Below are 16,555 nucleotides of genomic sequence, written 5' to 3'. Positions count from 1 at the left end.
AATCTTATGATTTTAGCACATTTCTTTAAATAAATCAAGTGGTCAACTGTTAGTTTCGTTCACGTCCCGGACAAGACGCAAAACTATCCTCTGTGCCGATAGACGCCGGCTGCTCAACTATCAGTACAGAAAAATTGAATATAAAGGCTGCCAATTGAGCTGGTAGCCGCATACCGAATAGAGGGATGCTCTGTTTTTGGGTGCGGTTATATTGTTATGCCCATTCGCAGTTTACAAGCCCTCTATTCAATAAAGAACGGAGGGCTCTTTTTATGAAATCAAAAGAACCAACTCAAAAATCACCCACAGTAAAAAACACAGCAAGGAGGAAAAAGCGATGAGCACAATGAGCGAGATATCGGCACTGCTTGATGAGATCAAAAGCTGCGGCAATACACTTATCAGTATTTACAATGATCTGCATAACCTGATCGACAGCAAAGAGCCGGACGAGGAAAAGCCCAAGACAAAAACACGCAAGAAGAAGTCAAAACCAGAAGAAGCACCAGAGATTATTCCGGAGGAACAGCCCTCGGAAGAGACACCAAAGCCGCTGACCTTTGAGGAAATACAGACAGCCTTTGGTATGAAATCAAGGGACGGCTACACGGCAGAGGTCAAAGCACTGATTACAAAGTTTGGTGCAAAAAAGCTGTCAGAGATAGATCCTGCTGACTATCCTGCACTGATGAAGGAGCTGGAGGTGATCGGCAATGCCTGATACACACGCTTTGCTTTCACCATCATCAAGCGAAAGATGGATATCCTGTCCGCCGTCTGTCAGAATGTCGGAGGGCATTGAAGAAAAGCCCAGCGAATATGCTGCTGAGGGTACGGCTGCACACAGCCTGTGCGAATACAAGCTCCGTGAGCTTCTCGGTTATAAGCAGTCGGATATCAGAGAAAATCTCGATTACTATAACGAGGAGATGGAAGACTGCACCGAAGAATACCGCAACTACATAAACGAGCTGCTTGCTGAAAACAACGGCAGAAAGCCACTTATGTTCGTAGAACAAAGAGTTGACTTTTCCAGATTCGTCAAAGAGGGTTTCGGCACTTCTGACTGCATCATTATCGACAACGACACCATCTATGTCATTGATTTCAAATACGGCAAAGGTGTAGAGGTCAACGCAGTCAATAACACTCAAGTGATGATTTATGCGATTGGTGCTCTTGAGATGTTTGACGGCATCTTCGATATCAATCATGTCATCATGACGATCTTCCAACCCCGTCTTAGCAATATCAGTACATTTGAAATGACAAAGGACGAGCTTTATCATTGGGCTTTCAACGTTCTTAAGCCAGCGGCTGATATGGCATATCAGGGCACGGGAACTTTTAAATGCGGCAATCACTGCCGCTTCTGCAAGGCAAAAACAATCTGCCGTGCAAGGGCTGAATACAATCTTAAGCTCGCACAGTATGATTTCAAAATGCCGGCTACTCTTGAGGATATCGAGATTGAAAGCCTTCTCGGAAAACTGGATATGCTTATCGACTGGGCGGAGGATATAAAAACCTACGCTCTGGATCAGGCAGTACAGGGCAAAAAGTGGAGAGGCTACAAGATTGTCGAAGGTCGCTCCAATCGTAAATACACAGATGAAAAAGCAGTAGCAGACAAGGTAACAAAAGCCGGATATGACCCATACGAAAAGAAGGTGCTCGGTATCACGGCAATGTCAAAGCTGCTCGGCAAGAAAAAGTTTGAAGAGCTTCTCAGCGGTCTTGTTGAAAAACCGCAGGGCAAGCCTACGCTAGTATCGGAATCTGATGACAGACCGGAAATGAATATTGCAGCCAATGCTGCACAGGATTTTGAGGAGGACAACTAATATGAAAAAGAAATTTGAAAACCCGACAAAAGTGATCACAGGAACAACAACACGCTGGAGCTATGCAAATGTATGGACACCAAAGGCTATGGCTGAAGGTGCAAAGCCTAAGTACAGTGTCAGCCTAATCATTCCGAAATCGGATACAGTGACAATTCAAAAGATCAAGGCTGCGATAAAGGCAGCATATGAGGAAGGACAGTCAAAGCTCAAGGGCAATGGCAAGTCAGTGACGCCGCTTGCAGCTATCAAAACACCATTGCGTGACGGAGATGTTGAACGCCCTGACGATGAAGCCTATCAGAACGCTTATTTCGTCAATGCAAACTCTCCGAATGCCCCCGGAATTGTGGACGCAGACAGACAGCCGATTATCGATACATCAGAAGTTTACAGCGGTGTATACGGCAGAGCATCAATCACCTTCTATGCCTTCAACAGCAACGGCAACAAGGGTATCGCCTGCGGTCTGAACAATCTTCAGAAAATTGCTGACGGTGAACCTCTCGGCGGCAAGGCAAGAGCAGAGGATGATTTCGCAGATCTTGACGATGAAGATGATGGCGACGATTTTCTGAACTAATGTAAAAGCAAGAGTACGGCGGTGGGCTTTCCCACCGTCCGGAAATTGCGGAAAGGCAGGTGTTTTTTAATGAAAGAAATGGTTATCGATCTGGAAACAAGAAGTGACAGAGACATTACTAAGTGCGGTGTTTATGCCTATACCGACTCACCGTTTTTCAAGATACTTCTATTCAGCGTATCTATCGACGGCGGCAAAGTACAGCTTTTTGATTTAGCAAATGGGGATAAACTTCCCGTAGAGATACTCAAAGCCCTGACGGATGAAACTGTCATCAAGAGAAGTCATAATGTAAATTTTGAACGAGTTTGTTTGTCAAAATATTTGCGTACAAACTACCCGCAGTATTTCAGATCATACAGCATCAATAAAGATACAGTCGGTGATTACCTTGACCCGCACGGTTGGTACTGCACAATGGTGCATTGCCGTTATCTAGGCTTGCCTTCATCTCTCGCAGATGTCGGAAAGGTATTGAAACTTGAAGAACAGAAAATGTCCGAAGGTAAAGGTCTTATAAAATATTTCTGCATTCCTTACGATGTAGTAAACGGCATTCCGCTGTTTCACAGCCGTAAAGATGCTCCCGAAAAGTGGGAGATTTTCAAAGCATATAACATCCGTGATGTTGAAACTGAAATAGCAATTGAAGAAAGAATAAAGAACTTTCCTGTTCCCGACTATATCTGGGATGAGTTTTTCCTTGATCAGGAAATAAATGATCGTGGCATCAGAATTGATATGGATGTTGTACGAAATGCAATACGCATTGATGAAATAACGAGAAATAACCTTATGGATGAGATGCAGGACATAACAGCTCTTGATAATCCGAACAGCGTACAGCAGATGAAGGAATGGCTTGCTCAGCATGGTCTGGAGGTTGATTCTCTCGGCAAAAAAGAAGTACAGGTACTGCTCAAAACTGCTCCGTCGGGTCTTGCAAAGGTGCTTATGCTCCGTCAGCAGCTTGCCAAATCATCGGTAAAAAAATATCAGGCAATGCAGAATGCTGTATGTAGCGACAGCCGTGCAAGAGGTATGTTTCAGTTTTACGGTGCTAATCGTTCAGGGCGATTTTCTGGACGCTTAATTCAGCTGCAAAACCTCCCACAAAACCATCTTGATGATTTAGAAGGAACAAGGAAGCTAGTCCGCAGCGGCAACTATAATGCTCTTGCCATGAAATACGATAATATTCCTGATGTTTTATCACAGCTTATCCGCACTGCTTTTGTTCCAAGAGATGGCTATAAGTTTATCGTAGCCGACTTTTCTGCTATTGAAGCGAGAGTGGTTGCTCATATTGCAGGAGAAAAATGGGTGTCAGATGTTTTTGCTGATAACGGCGATATTTACTGCGAAACGGCAAGCCGTATGTTTGGTGTTCCGGTAGAAAAACATGGTATTAACAGTGAACTGCGAGTCAAAGGCAAACAGGCAACTTTGTCATGTTCGTATGGCGGATCTGTCGGAGCTTTGAAAGCTATGGGAGCAATCGAAGCCGGAATGAAGGAAGAAGAATTAAAGCCCCTTGTTGATTCGTGGAGAGCTGCAAACCCTCATATCGTTCAGCTTTGGTATGATGTTGACCGCTGTGTCAGAGAAACCATTACAAAGCGTACTCCGACAGAAACTCACGGACTTCGCTTTACATATCAGAGCGGTATGCTGTTTATTACTCTGCCAAGCGGCAGAAGGCTTGCTTATGTGAAACCTAAAATGGGCATTAACCGTTTTGGCAGTGAATCTGTCACTTATGAAGGAACAGGCACAGCCAAAAAGTGGGAACGCATAGAAACTTTTGGAGCAAAAATTGTGGAAAATTGTATACAAGCCATCGCTCGTGACATTCTCTGTTATGCTATGAAGACCCTTTCCCACTGTTTTATTGTAGCAACAGTTCACGATGAAATAATCATCGAGTGCGACAAGCGTATGTCAGTAGAAGAAGTATGTAAGCAGATGAGCAGAACGCCGCCATGGATTCCGGGACTTTTGCTCCGTGCTGATGGCTACGAATGTGAATTTTACAAGAAAGACTGAATCAATGATTTGCAGCTTTACTTAAAAGGGAGTAACAAATCGTTCACCCCTTGTCGGAAATAATACCGTCGCAAATTATGACGGTATTCCAAAAAGCAGATACCGTAACGATTCGTTACTCTATCCGCAAATAAAGATATTTAGCCTTTTATAGGCTCAGCGAAAGGAGAAACAAATGAATATCTATAACAATGAAATGTACCCCGACCCGACAGCATATCATGCTTTAACAAAAATACAGAAGGAAGAAAAGGCTGCAAGATACAGACCGCTTGTCTATATATGCAGCCCCTACTCCGGTGATATTGCCGGGAATACAGAAAAAGCTATCAAACACTGTCGTTTTGCAGTAGATAACAATGCAATACCCATTGCACCACATCTTCTGTTTCCGCAGTTTATGGATGAGGAAAAAGAGCGTGATCTTGCAATGTTTATGGATATGGTGCTGATAGGTCGCTGTGAGCAGCTGTGGGTGTTTGGCGATACCATAACGGCGGGGATGCAGGCGGAAATAAACAAGGCGAATAAAAAATGTATAAAAATTCGCCGCTTTACTGATCTATACAAAGAGTATAAATAATTGGAGGTATAACTATATGTTAAAAGGATGGAGATATAAAAAAGGGAATGCCGAATACGAAAGGTACATCCACAGCCCAGCTTGGCGTAATAAAGCAGAATGCCGCCTTGAAATAGACGGTCATATCTGTCAGGTTTGTGGTAAAGAGGCAAGTGATGTACATCATTTGACCTATGACCGTTTCGCCCATGAAGATATGTCTGATCTTGTCAGCCTTTGCAGAGATTGCCACGATAAAGCTGAAGAAATTTATGATCCGAGTATCATCCCTTGGGCTATGGATGAAGTTAAAGATGAGGGTAATAATTTTATGGCAGCTATGCGTACAGATGCTGTCGCTTTGGCACCGATAGTTTTTGATTGGCTCAAAAAGTCCAGAGGTAAAAGTTTCGATGCTCTTATGAGTTTAAGACAGCCCGATGATGAGGAAGGAAAGAAATATTGGAGCGTACTTAAAAAAGCTGTTAATGCACTATGCCGTAAACGGTATTCAAGAAATTGCGTGGAGGACAGAACAGATATGTTGCTCGAAACAATAACCAACCGAGTGACGCTCATTTGCCTTCAACAAATAGAGCATTATGTAAGAAATCAAATACAAGCGGAACTTCACGATATCGTAACAACGGAATACTTAATATTTGAAAAGTGGAAAGCTGTTGCTGAGGTGTTGGGAATTTCAACAGGTACGCTTAAAAAATTGCGTGAAGATGAAGGCACCAGCTTCGGACCATCCATGAGAGAAGTTATTTTATATTACTGTGGCTTGGATGCAGCGGCAGGCATCAGACCGCTTCCGGGATTCAAATATCTTACAGAAACTGATTATATGCACTTAAACACTTTAGCGGATTATATGGTGTCTGTATCAGGAACAGGAAAATTCAAGGGGGAATGTTTATGAGAGAATTATCAATAGCCTACGGCAGAAGCAGTAATGCGAAGTCATGGAAAAACAGTGTAACCACATGGGATGATCTTTGTGCGAAGCTGAAAACGACTGTCCGTACAAGAGAAACAGCAGCAGAATACAAAGCTATGACCAAGACAGAAAAAGCGGCTGTTAAGGACAAGGGCGGCTTTGTCGGGGGTTATCTTAAGGACGGCAGAAGGCTTGTGCAGAATGTGGAATACAGATCGTTCCTCACACTTGATGCGGATAAGGCACAGCCGGGGTTTATTGACCGCTTTGTGCGTGAGTGTGATTATGCCGCTGTCATATATACTACTCACGGACATACTCCCGATGCACCAAGAGTCAGAATAATACTTCCGTTTGAGGAGGATATAACCCCGGACTGCTATGCTGCTGTCGCAAGATACTTTACGGCTATGTGGGGTATTGACCAGTTTGACGAATGCTCCTACCGCATAAATCAGCTGATGTACTGGCCTACAACACCATCCGATGGTGAGTATATCTGCAAGGTTGTAAATGGTCCTTTTCTCAATGCTATGAAGTTTCTTGACGCTTATCCGGACTGGAGAGATTGCTCCAAGCTCCCTATATCAAGCAAGGAAAAAGAAATAAAAACACATGACGGCAAAAAGCAGGAAGACCCTCTCACCAAGGACGGAATTGTGGGCGTGTTCTGCAGAACCTATACCATTCAGGATACCATAAGCAAATTCCTGTCAGATGTATATGCACCGTCTGCTATGGAAGGTCGTTATGATTATATCCCAGGAGAAGGTACAGCAGGTGTTGTTGTATACGATGATAAGTTTGCATACAGCCACCATGCCACAGACCCCGCAGGCGGAAAGCTGCTCAATGCCTTTGACCTTGTAAGGCTCCACCGTTTCGGAAATTAGGATGATAAAACATCTTTTCTGAAAATGTGTGAGCTTGCTGAAAATGACGAGCTTGTCAAGGAAGTGTTGGAAAAAGAAAGATTACAGCAAGCGTCAGATGACTTCAAGGTAATATCGTCATCCTGGGATGATCCACTGCCGTTTGAAAACGCAGAAATGCCCTCATTCCCGACAGATGCTCTGCCGCCAACTATCAGAGATTACTCTATGGAAATAAGCAAATCAACTCAGACACCTGTGGATATGGCCGCTGTAGCCTGTCTCACTGCGGCATCTGCTTGCATGAGAAATCATTATAAGGTCGAAGGCAAGCCGGACTGGCACGAACCCACCAATCTTTACAGTGTAATTATAGCAGAACCTTCTGAAAGAAAATCATCGGTCATAAGGTTTGTAACAAAGCCCATTGATGATTTTGTAAAAGAGTATAACAAGGCACACAGCGTAGAAATAGAAATGTCAAGGGTACAAAAACAGCGGCTTGAAAACAAAAAGAATGCTCTTATTTCCCAGAGAAAAAACAAGGGTGAGGATAAATCGTCAGAAGATTTTGATGATGAACTGAGAAGCTTGGTGGATCAGATCGTGAATTTCAAGGATATTAAGCCCATCAGAATATATGTTGACGATGTAACACCCGAAAAACTGACAGAAGCTCTTGCTGAAAACGACAGTGCAATTTCTATTATTTCTTCCGAGGGCGGTATCTTTGATGTTCTATCCGGTACATATTCAAACAAGGTTAACATAGATGTGTTCCTTAAAGCCTACTCAGGTGAGAACATTTCTGTTGACAGAATAATGCGTCAATCTATATCAGTAGAAAATGCCTGCCTTACGATCTTGCTTTCCGCACAGCCTATAGTGATATCTGACCTTATGAGTAATAAAAAGTTCAGGCATAGAGGGCTTACAGCAAGGTTTCTTTATACAACTCCGGTATCCTTGGTGGGTTCCCGTTCTCTTAACTGTGAACCTGTGTCAGCTGCGACAGCATCAAGGTATAAATCACTTATTTATAACATCCTGCAGGAAAATTCCAGTCCGACACCTGAAATAATACATCTCACAGGCAGAGCAAAGTATCTTCTGAACGAGTACTATGATTGGGTGGAAAAAAGGCTTGTTGGTGAATTCTCTATGTACAGCGACTGGCTCGGCAAACTTGTAGGAAACACATTACGCATAGCAGGAGTGCTTGCAAGATGCAGTATTCTTAAAAAAGATGTGGGGGATGCGATTTTCGAGTGCGACAATGCCGTACTGATAGATGATGTCATAATGAGCAACGCCATAAAAATAGGCAGATACTTTCTCATCCATGCTGTGAACGCCTATGCCAACATGGGAATAAGATCTGATTTCAAATCACTCCTTATGGTCGTTGGAAAGCTGAAGGAGAAAAAAGCTGAAAACATCACACGCAGAGAACTTATGCGTTTTTGCAGCTGGATAGGATCTGCTGATGAGGCACAAAACATCCTAAACAACCTTGAGGATTATGGTTACGTCAAAATGATTTCTGTTGATGCATCAGACAAATTGCGCTGCGGCAGACCAAAAAATGCCGTTTATTCGGTCAATCCAAAAATTTTTGAATAAAAAAAGCATTTTTTGTCATGCTGTCACCGAGATGTAGGCAGAGTAATGTATATGTATTTACAATAATAATAATATTTATTTATAGAGTTTACTAAAGAAATGCGTGACAGCCTGACAAAAATAATACAAGGAGGAATTTTTTATGTTGAACAAAAAAGAAAGAACATTAGAGAGTTATATGAAAGCAGGTGCTGAGATGCGTTTGCTTAAGACTATTGGCGGCAGGGTGGCAGTTGATGTGAGCTATGTTCTGTCTGCCGCAGATACAGACAAGTTCCTGAAAGCCTTGAGAATGATTGGAGAGGTTTGCACGAAAGCCGAAGATAATATGTTCCACAACTATCCGAACCTTGACGGGACATATACTGATGTATTTTTCGGCAGCATTAACGAAACACCAAGAAATGATGTAGACAGAACAGTAATTGAAATGGCGAGGACAATGGCTGATGAACTCTTTTAGAGAAACAACAATTGAACAGTCCCTCAACAAAGCTGTCAAGTCCTACGACGGAATTGCCGTGAAGCTCGTATCACCGGGATTTGTCGGTATGCCTGACCGTCTGGTTTTACTTCCGGGCGGCAGGCTGGGCTTTGTTGAGGTGAAAGCCCCAGGAAAAAGACCGAGAGCAATACAGACAGTCAGGCACAAACAGCTTCGCCAATTAGGCTTCAAAGTGTATGTGCTGGATAACAAAGACCAGATTGGAGGGATAATCAATGATGTTATCAAGGGCTGACCTGCATAACTATCAGAAATACAGTGTGGACTTCATAATCAATCATCCAGCATCGGCTCTGCTGTTGGATTGCGGCTGCGGCAAGACAATTATTACTTTGACTGCCATTAACGATCTGATGTACGATAGGTTTGAAATACATAAGGTGCTTGTAGTATGTCCGCTGAGAGTAGGTCAGGTATGGAAAAATGAAGTGGATAAATGGGAGCATCTCAAATCCCTGAAATTGAGTGTTGCTATTGGCACGGAAAAAGAACGCAGAGCTGCATTACAGCAGAAAACTGATATTTACATCATCAATCGTGAAAATCTGCCGTGGCTGATAGAGAACAGCAAATTTGACTATGACATGGTGGTAGTCGATGAATTATCATCTTTCAAAAATCATCAGGCTAAAAGGTTCAAAGCCTTAATGAAAGTCAGACCTATGGTTAAACGCATTGTAGGTCTGACAGGTACACCAAGCAGCAACGGTCTGATGGACTTATTCGCAGAATTCAAACTGCTTGACAAAGGACAGCGGCTCGGTCGCTTTATTGGACAATACCGCAGTACCTACTTTCAGCCCGATAAGATGAACGGCATGATTGTGTATTCCTACAAGCCGCTGCCGGGAGCAGAGGAAAGAATATACGAGAAGATCTCTGACATCACCATATCCATGAAAGCAACAGACCATCTGCAGATGCCGGAGCTTATCAGCAGCAGGTACGAAGTGGAGCTGTCACCAACGGAAAGACAGAAATATGAGCAGCTGAAAAAAGACCTCGTTCTGCCTGTTGATGATGAAGAGATCACAGCGGCAAATGCAGCAGCTCTGTCCGGCAAGCTGTGTCAGCTGGCTAACGGTGCGATTTATGATGATGACAAAAAAGCCATTCAGATACACGACCGGAAGATAGATGCTTTGGAGGACATTATTGAAAGTATGAACGGCAAGCCACTGTTAGTGGCATACTGGTTCAAGCACGATTATGATCGCATCGAAAAAAGGCTGTCAGAAATAAAAGTGCCATTCGCAAAACTCGATACTGACGAAAGTATCGAGAAGTGGAACAGAGGAGAAATACCTGTGGCACTAATCCATCCTGCATCAGCAGGACACGGGCTTAATCTTCAAAGCGGAGGTTCAACCCTTGTCTGGTTCGGCATTACATGGAGTCTGGAACTGTATCAGCAGACAGTTGCAAGACTATGGCGGCAGGGTCAGAAAAATACGGTCATCATTCAGCATATCATTGCAAGAAACACCATTGATGAAAACATCATGGCGGCTCTGGAGAAAAAAGAGCATACACAGTCCGCACTTATTGATGCGGTCAAAGCGAATATATGAAATTCTGTTTTGCAGTGATATAATTTTTCTTCAAAATAAGTAATTTCGCAGATGACAATTGTTGACCAATATGGTATAATAATATTCGGCAACAGAGTAAAAATATGAAAATCAGAGTAAAATTACAGTCAATAATAGTCAATCATAGTCAATCCGAGTGGAATCTTACTATTTCGGAGGTACGAACTATGACTGCTAAAGAATTTTTGGAGCAGGTGAATTATTTAGATATCAGGATTCGTAGCAATTTACAGGAACTTGCAGATTTGAGAAAAATGATTTATTCGGTTTCCTCTCCAAGTCTGGAGCAAAGCTATAATCCTAATCACTCTACTGAAGCCCCTTTTGTTAAGGGTATCGAAAGTATTGATATCTTGGAGAGACGAATCAAAACAGAAACTGATGGTTTGGTCAGAATCAAAGACCGTATTCGTTCCGCAATAAACATGATTGAAAACCATGACGAACAGATGGTGCTTCGTTATCGTTACATTCATAACATGACATGGAAGCAGATAGGAGCAAAGCTTAATGTAAGTGAAAAGACAATCCGCCGCTGGCATGACAATGCCTTAAGCAAAGTTGTTATACCTAAAGATTATACGGCAGCATAAAAAAAGCCGCAAATGTCCACTGATGTCCGCTAATGTCCAACATTGTCCCATTGACTATCAAAAATCAATCTGATATAATTATAATCAGGAAAACAGAATAAATACAGCCTTCGTGGGAGTTAATCCTGCGAGGGCTTTTTCTATGCCTAATAAATGTCAAGAAAATATTAAACAGGAGGGTTTATTATGACCGCTATAGAATATCTGGAACAGGCAAAAAATATTGACGCTAAGATCAAGCTCGGATTAAGAGAACTAACCTATTGGACTGAACTCGAAAACAGCCTGAGAAAAAATGACATAACAGAAGATCTTGATTATGATGTAGAAAATCCTGTTGCAAGGTGTATGGACATCAGCATAAAAATTGAGAAAGAGATAGTTTCCGAATTCGGTAAGATTGAAAAAGCAAGACACGCTGTTATGGATGTTATCGACAGAATTGATAACTCTTTTTATCAGCAGCTGCTTTCTCTGCGTTATCTTTACTTCTGCTCTTGGAAAGAAATTGCAGTGGAGCTAAAGTTGGATGCCGATAAAATTCATTACTATCATATCCTTGCAGTAAAGGAAATTGAAAAGGTAATGCCGGAAGATAATAAGAAAAAACACAAAACGGTTATTTGACGGTTGATGCTGTAAAGCTGTAATGAATAAAACCGAGCCTTCGTGGGATAAATCCTGCGAGGGCTTTTTCTATACCCAAAAAGGAAGTGAACCCATGCCAAGAAAACCTAAAAGACCGTGTGCTTATCCGAATTGTCCGAAGCTGACGGACGGTATGTACTGCGAGGAGCATAAGAAAATAGTTAACCAGCAATACGAGCGATACGGCAGGAGATATAAACGGAGTGAACGCTACGGTTATACATGGCAGAAGGTTCGTGCTCGTTATGTAAAGCTGCACCCGTTCTGTGAGCTTTGTTTAAAGGAAGGGTACATTGGTCACGCTGACATCATACACCACATCAAACCTTTAGCAGAGGGCGGAACGAATGACGAGTCAAATCTTATGAGCGTTTGTTTCCACCATCATGAGCAGATACACAGGAGACGTGGCGACAGATAGCAGACTTACACTCTGATATGTCAATTTGGGCGAATCACCCACAACAGGGTTAAAAATGGCTATTTTTAGGGATTTTTCCACCCCCCAGGGGCGGTGATTATCTCTAAAAAGTGAATTACACAGGAACGGGCGCCCCTCTCGTACTTAAAAATCGCAAATTCAAAGACGGTATATGCCCCGGAACTCTTTAAAATTTTTTCTCAATGGCATTTTAATTTGAAAAGCCCCATAACAACCTAATAATCAAACAGAATTCAAACACATCAGCCCGACCGCAATCGGGCTTTTTTGCTGCAATTTTTTCAATCGGGGTTTGATTATTTTTCAAACATCGTTTGATTTTTCTAATTCTTTCTGGAAAGAGGTGCTGAATCAGTGGCAAAAGACGGAACCAATCGCGGAGGTGCAAGACCGGGTGCAGGGCGCAAGCCAAAAGCACTGAAAGAAAAACTCGATGCCGGCAATCCCGGAAACCACCCCTTAAGGCGGCTTGATATTCCTGAAAACATCGAAGGTGTTGATATGCCAAAGCCGAGTGATTATCTCTCGGCAATGCAGCGTGACGGAAAGCCGCTCGGTGCTGACGAGATATACACAAAAATGTGCCGATGGCTTGGAAAGCTGGGCTGCGATATATTTGTGAATCCTCTGCTTGTTGAACAATACTCGATGTGTGCAGCAAGATGGATGCAGTGCGAAGAAGCTATAACGAGATACGGTCTTGTCGGCAAGCATCCGACAGTAACAACATCGGTGGTGCAAAGCCCGTTCGTATCAATGAGTCACAACTATCTCAAACAGGCGCAGCAGATGTGGCTGCAAATATACCAGGTCGTTAAAGAGAATTGTACTGTGGATATTGACAGCGGTGGTGAGGTTGATCCGATGGAGAAGCTGCTCCGTGCAAGGGAGGGAAAGTGATGCAGCACAGGAAACGGTATCGAAAAACAGAAGAAAACAAAAAAATAAGACCTGCCCCTGCGCAGGTTATGAAGGAAAAAATATTTGACACCCGTAAGGGACTGAAAAAGTTCCTGAAACGGAAATTCGGTTAGGAGGTAAAATTTATGTACGAAAAGGTGAATCCACGGCACCCTGATAAAATCGCAGATAGAATTGCCGGAGCTATAGTTGATCTGGCGTATGCAAAAGAAAAGGATCCGAGAATAGCAGTAGAAGTTCTGCTCGGACACGGTGTTTGCCATATTATGGCAGAAACTTCTGTGCATTTCGATAGCAGCGAAATATCAAAAATCGTAAAGAGGCTTGCACCCGACCTTATGACAGACTATCTGGAAACAAAGCAGGATGCGATTTTGTCGGAGAACCAAAGCGGTCGTATCCGCTGCGGAGATAACGGCATCTTCAAAGGTGTTCCCGTAACTGGTGAACAGGAGCGACTGACAGCCATTGCAAAACAGTTTTATTTTGCTTTCGGTGAGGATGGCAAATACATCCTTGACGGCGATCGTCTTGTCATCTGCCAGAGCAACGCAGATACAGAAAATCTCCGTAAGATGTTTCCGGCAGCTGAGATAAATCCCCTCGGTGACTGGACAGGCGGAAGTGATGTGGACTGTGGTTCAACCAACCGCAAGCTCGGCAGTGATATGGGCGACAGTATAACAGGCGGCGGTCTGCACGGTAAGGATCTGTCAAAGGCTGATGTCAGCGTGAATATTTATGCTTTCCTTGAAGCGCAGGCAAGAAAAGAACCTGTGGAGATAAGCTGTGCAATCGGTGATGATACCATTGATGGCAAGCCCTACTCCGACATAGTTGAGATCGCGAGAAAATACATACATGATCTGGGCGGCTTTGAGAAGTTTGCAGAATGGGGGCTGATCAGATGATAACGACAACTCAGATGCAGCTTGTTGACATTAACAAGCTGATACCCTATGTGAACAATGCCCGGACACATTCGCCGGAGCAGATAACAAAACTGCGCTCAAGCCTGCGTGAGTTTGGTTTTATCAATCCTGTGCTTATCGACCGTGAATACAATGTGCTTGCCGGACATGGAAGAATTGCTGCTGCAAAGGAAGAAGGTATAAATGAAGTACCCTGTGTATTTGTGGAGCATCTTTCCGAGGCACAGAAGAAAGCATATATCCTTGCCGATAACAGAATGTCGCTCGATGCCGGATGGGATGACGAGCTTCTGAAAGTAGAAATGGCATCCTTGCAGGAAATGGGATTTGACATCGGTATGACGGGTTTTGATGAAAGCGAGCTTGCTGACCTGTTTGCTGATGATGATAAATCCAGCGCAAAGGATGATGATTTCGATTTGACCGCTGCCCTTGAAAAAGCGGCATTTGTTCAGCGTGGAGATATGTGGACTGTAGGCAGGCATAGGTTGATATGCGGTGATGCAACTTCCGCAGAGGATGTTGCTGCTCTTATGAACGGCACAAAGGCAAATCTTATTCTGACCGACCCGCCGTATGGTGTATCTTTCAAAAGCTCCTCCGGCTTGACTATTCAGAATGACAGCATGAAAAATGAGGAGTTTTATAGTTTCCTTTTATCTGCCTTTCAGCGTATGGTCGAGCATCTTGAAAGCGGCGGCGCTGCTTATGTATTTCACGCTGATACCGAAGGGCTGAATTTCCGCAGAGCTTTCGTTGATGCCGGACTGCATCTTGCCGGGTGCTGTATCTGGGTGAAGGATAGTCTTGTGCTTGGCCGCTCCGATTATCAGTGGCAGCACGAGCCTGTGCTTTACGGTTTTTTGCAGAACGGAAAGCACAAGTGGTATTCAGACCGAAAGCAGACTACCATCTGGAATTTCGCAAAGCCAAAGCGAAATGCCGATCATCCTACATCCAAGCCGCTTGACCTTCTGAGTTATCCTATCGGAAATTCAACACAGGAAAATGCAGTAGTCATTGACACCTTCGGAGGCAGCGGCTCTACCCTTATGGCTTGTGAGAAAATGAACAGGATATGCTACACGATGGAGCTTGATGAAAAATACGCCTCTGTTATTCTCCGCAGATATGTAGAGGATACAGGTGATGCAGACGGGGTGTATGTAATCCGCAACGGAGAAAAAATACCTTATTCCGATCTCGTGAAAGAGGTGGAGCGTAGTGGCTAATAAAGAACTCACCCTCGGTAGCTTGTTTTCAGGCTCCGGGGGTTTTGAACTGGGCGGCATCCTTGCCGGGATAAAGCCCGTCTTTAATTCCGAAATCGAACCGTTCCCAATCCGTGTAACGGAAAAGCGTCTGCCGGAGGTAAAGCATTACGGAGATGTAAACAAGCTGAACGGTGCTGACCTGCCGCCTGTGGATATTATCACATTTGGGTCGCCCTGTCAGGATATGAGTATAGCTGGCAAGAGAACCGGGCTTGACGGCTCACGAAGCGGTCTGTTTTATCAGGCTATAAGAATCATAAAAGAAATGAGGTGTAAAAGTAATGGCAAATATCCGAGATACGCAGTCTGGGAAAATGTATGCGGGGCATTCTCCTCCAACAAAGGAGAGGATTTCCAGGCAGTCCTCGAAAGCTTCTGCTCGGTCAAAGGCTGTGAAATTGATGCGGCTCGACCTGCAAAATGGCACAACGCGGGAGAAATTCTGGGAGATGATTTCTCAATCGCATGGAGGGTATTTGACTCTCAATACTGGGGAATCCCACAGAGACGAAAACGCATCTATCTTGTCGCAGATTTTAATGACAGATGTGCCGGAAAAATATTATTTGAGTCCGAAGGCCTCTCTGGGTATTCTGCGGAGAGCTTCCGCTCGTGGCAAGCAGCTGCCGGAGGTATTACGCAAGGCTTTGGAGCGTCAGGCAAGATCTGTCTGAACGATCAGGGTGGAAGCCGAATGGATGTTACGGAGGAAAAGACCTGTACCCTCCGTGCCGAATCGCATCATCCCCCTGTGGTTATGGAATCGGCAGGCTTTTGTACGGAGCATTCAGCCAAGAGCCGTTCCATCGGTTATGAAAAAGAAAAATCTCCAACGCTCCGTGCAGGGGTGGTTCCTGCCGCAGTGATAGATAACCACAGTCAAGATACAAGATATAAAGTGCTTGATGATATAGCACCAACCGTGAGTGCTACATACGGTATGGGCGGCAACAATCAGCCCTTCGTGGTAGAGAAAACATACGATGTCCGCTTTACTTCCGAAGGTACGAAAAACGCAAGGCAGAATGTATATGAAACCAATACTGCACGAACAGTCGATACGGGCGGTATTCCTCCCGATGCCAATCAGGGCGGGATAGCAGTAGTAGAAGCATACGGTATCTGCTCAAAAGACAGCAACGCTATGAAAAGCGACAATCCAAACAGCGGATTTT

Annotated in this window: 18 protein-coding genes; all 18 read left to right on the top strand. The window is 43.8% G+C overall.

Annotated elements, in window-relative coordinates:
• Window positions 1–337 precede the first annotated feature (337 nt).
• Window positions 338–721, top strand: a complete 384-nt coding sequence (locus ACLU24_RS05920) for a DNA ligase (RefSeq protein ID WP_412611010.1) — start codon at window positions 338–340, stop codon at window positions 719–721.
• Window positions 714–1,844, top strand: coding sequence for a DUF2800 domain-containing protein (locus ACLU24_RS05915; RefSeq protein WP_412611008.1), 1,131 nt, complete (start codon window positions 714–716; stop codon window positions 1,842–1,844). Before ACLU24_RS05920 ends, ACLU24_RS05915 begins: the two co-directional genes overlap by 8 nt.
• A 1-nt stretch (window position 1,845) precedes the next feature.
• On the top strand, window positions 1,846–2,427 hold the full coding sequence (locus tag ACLU24_RS05910; protein ID WP_412611006.1) for a DUF2815 family protein: 582 nt from the start codon (window positions 1,846–1,848) through the stop codon (window positions 2,425–2,427).
• A gap of 69 nt (window positions 2,428–2,496) precedes the next feature.
• Window positions 2,497–4,473: a DNA polymerase gene (locus ACLU24_RS05905; protein WP_412611004.1), complete on the top strand. Its 1,977-nt coding sequence runs from the start codon at window positions 2,497–2,499 to the stop codon at window positions 4,471–4,473.
• Window positions 4,474–4,648: 175 nt separating this feature from the next.
• Window positions 4,649–5,056: a DUF7768 domain-containing protein gene (locus ACLU24_RS05900; protein WP_412611002.1), complete on the top strand. Its 408-nt coding sequence runs from the start codon at window positions 4,649–4,651 to the stop codon at window positions 5,054–5,056.
• A 16-nt stretch (window positions 5,057–5,072) separates the two neighbouring features.
• Complete coding sequence (locus ACLU24_RS05895; protein ID WP_412611000.1) at window positions 5,073–5,960, top strand: HNH endonuclease; 888 nt, start codon at window positions 5,073–5,075, stop codon at window positions 5,958–5,960.
• A complete protein-coding gene (locus ACLU24_RS05890; RefSeq protein WP_412610998.1) occupies window positions 5,957–6,871 on the top strand; it encodes a hypothetical protein in 915 nt (304 codons plus the stop codon). Before ACLU24_RS05895 ends, ACLU24_RS05890 begins: the two co-directional genes overlap by 4 nt.
• Window positions 6,872–6,937: 66 nt before the next feature.
• On the top strand, window positions 6,938–8,473 hold the full coding sequence (locus tag ACLU24_RS05885) for a YfjI family protein (protein WP_412610996.1): 1,536 nt from the start codon (window positions 6,938–6,940) through the stop codon (window positions 8,471–8,473).
• Between the two features lie 142 nt (window positions 8,474–8,615).
• Complete coding sequence (locus ACLU24_RS05880; protein ID WP_412610994.1) at window positions 8,616–8,936, top strand: hypothetical protein; 321 nt, start codon at window positions 8,616–8,618, stop codon at window positions 8,934–8,936.
• Complete coding sequence (locus ACLU24_RS05875) at window positions 8,923–9,213, top strand: VRR-NUC domain-containing protein (RefSeq protein ID WP_412610992.1); 291 nt, start codon at window positions 8,923–8,925, stop codon at window positions 9,211–9,213. Before ACLU24_RS05880 ends, ACLU24_RS05875 begins: the two co-directional genes overlap by 14 nt.
• Window positions 9,197–10,549: a DEAD/DEAH box helicase gene (locus tag ACLU24_RS05870; protein ID WP_412611321.1), complete on the top strand. Its 1,353-nt coding sequence runs from the start codon at window positions 9,197–9,199 to the stop codon at window positions 10,547–10,549. Before ACLU24_RS05875 ends, ACLU24_RS05870 begins: the two co-directional genes overlap by 17 nt.
• A 104-nt stretch (window positions 10,550–10,653) precedes the next feature.
• Window positions 10,654–11,163 carry a sigma factor-like helix-turn-helix DNA-binding protein gene (locus ACLU24_RS05865; RefSeq protein WP_412610990.1) on the top strand — a complete coding sequence of 170 codons (510 nt, stop codon included), beginning with the start codon at window positions 10,654–10,656 and terminating at the stop codon, window positions 11,161–11,163.
• Window positions 11,164–11,349: 186 nt separating this feature from the next.
• Window positions 11,350–11,790: a hypothetical protein gene (locus ACLU24_RS05860; RefSeq protein WP_412610988.1), complete on the top strand. Its 441-nt coding sequence runs from the start codon at window positions 11,350–11,352 to the stop codon at window positions 11,788–11,790.
• 94 nt (window positions 11,791–11,884) lie between these two features.
• Window positions 11,885–12,232: an HNH endonuclease signature motif containing protein gene (locus ACLU24_RS05855; RefSeq protein WP_412610986.1), complete on the top strand. Its 348-nt coding sequence runs from the start codon at window positions 11,885–11,887 to the stop codon at window positions 12,230–12,232.
• Between the two features lie 375 nt (window positions 12,233–12,607).
• Window positions 12,608–13,153 (top strand): terminase, encoded by a 546-nt coding sequence (locus ACLU24_RS05850; protein WP_412610984.1) that lies wholly within the window; start codon window positions 12,608–12,610, stop codon window positions 13,151–13,153.
• Between the two features lie 146 nt (window positions 13,154–13,299).
• A complete protein-coding gene (locus ACLU24_RS05845; RefSeq protein WP_412610982.1) occupies window positions 13,300–14,085 on the top strand; it encodes an S-adenosylmethionine synthetase N-terminal domain-containing protein in 786 nt (261 codons plus the stop codon).
• Window positions 14,082–15,338, top strand: coding sequence for a site-specific DNA-methyltransferase (locus tag ACLU24_RS05840; protein ID WP_412610980.1), 1,257 nt, complete (start codon window positions 14,082–14,084; stop codon window positions 15,336–15,338). The genes ACLU24_RS05845 and ACLU24_RS05840 overlap by 4 nt, the downstream gene beginning before the upstream one ends.
• Window positions 15,331–16,555 (top strand): DNA cytosine methyltransferase (locus tag ACLU24_RS05835; protein WP_412610979.1); only part of this gene is annotated, 1,225 nt, incomplete at its 3' end. The genes ACLU24_RS05840 and ACLU24_RS05835, both read left to right, overlap by 8 nt.

It is taken from the genome of Pseudoruminococcus sp. (assembly GCF_047012705.1).
Lineage (GTDB): Bacteria > Bacillota > Clostridia > Oscillospirales > Acutalibacteraceae > Pseudoruminococcus.
The sequence above is the reverse complement of the archived record's forward strand: the minus strand, read 5'-3'. Positions and strand labels throughout refer to the sequence as shown.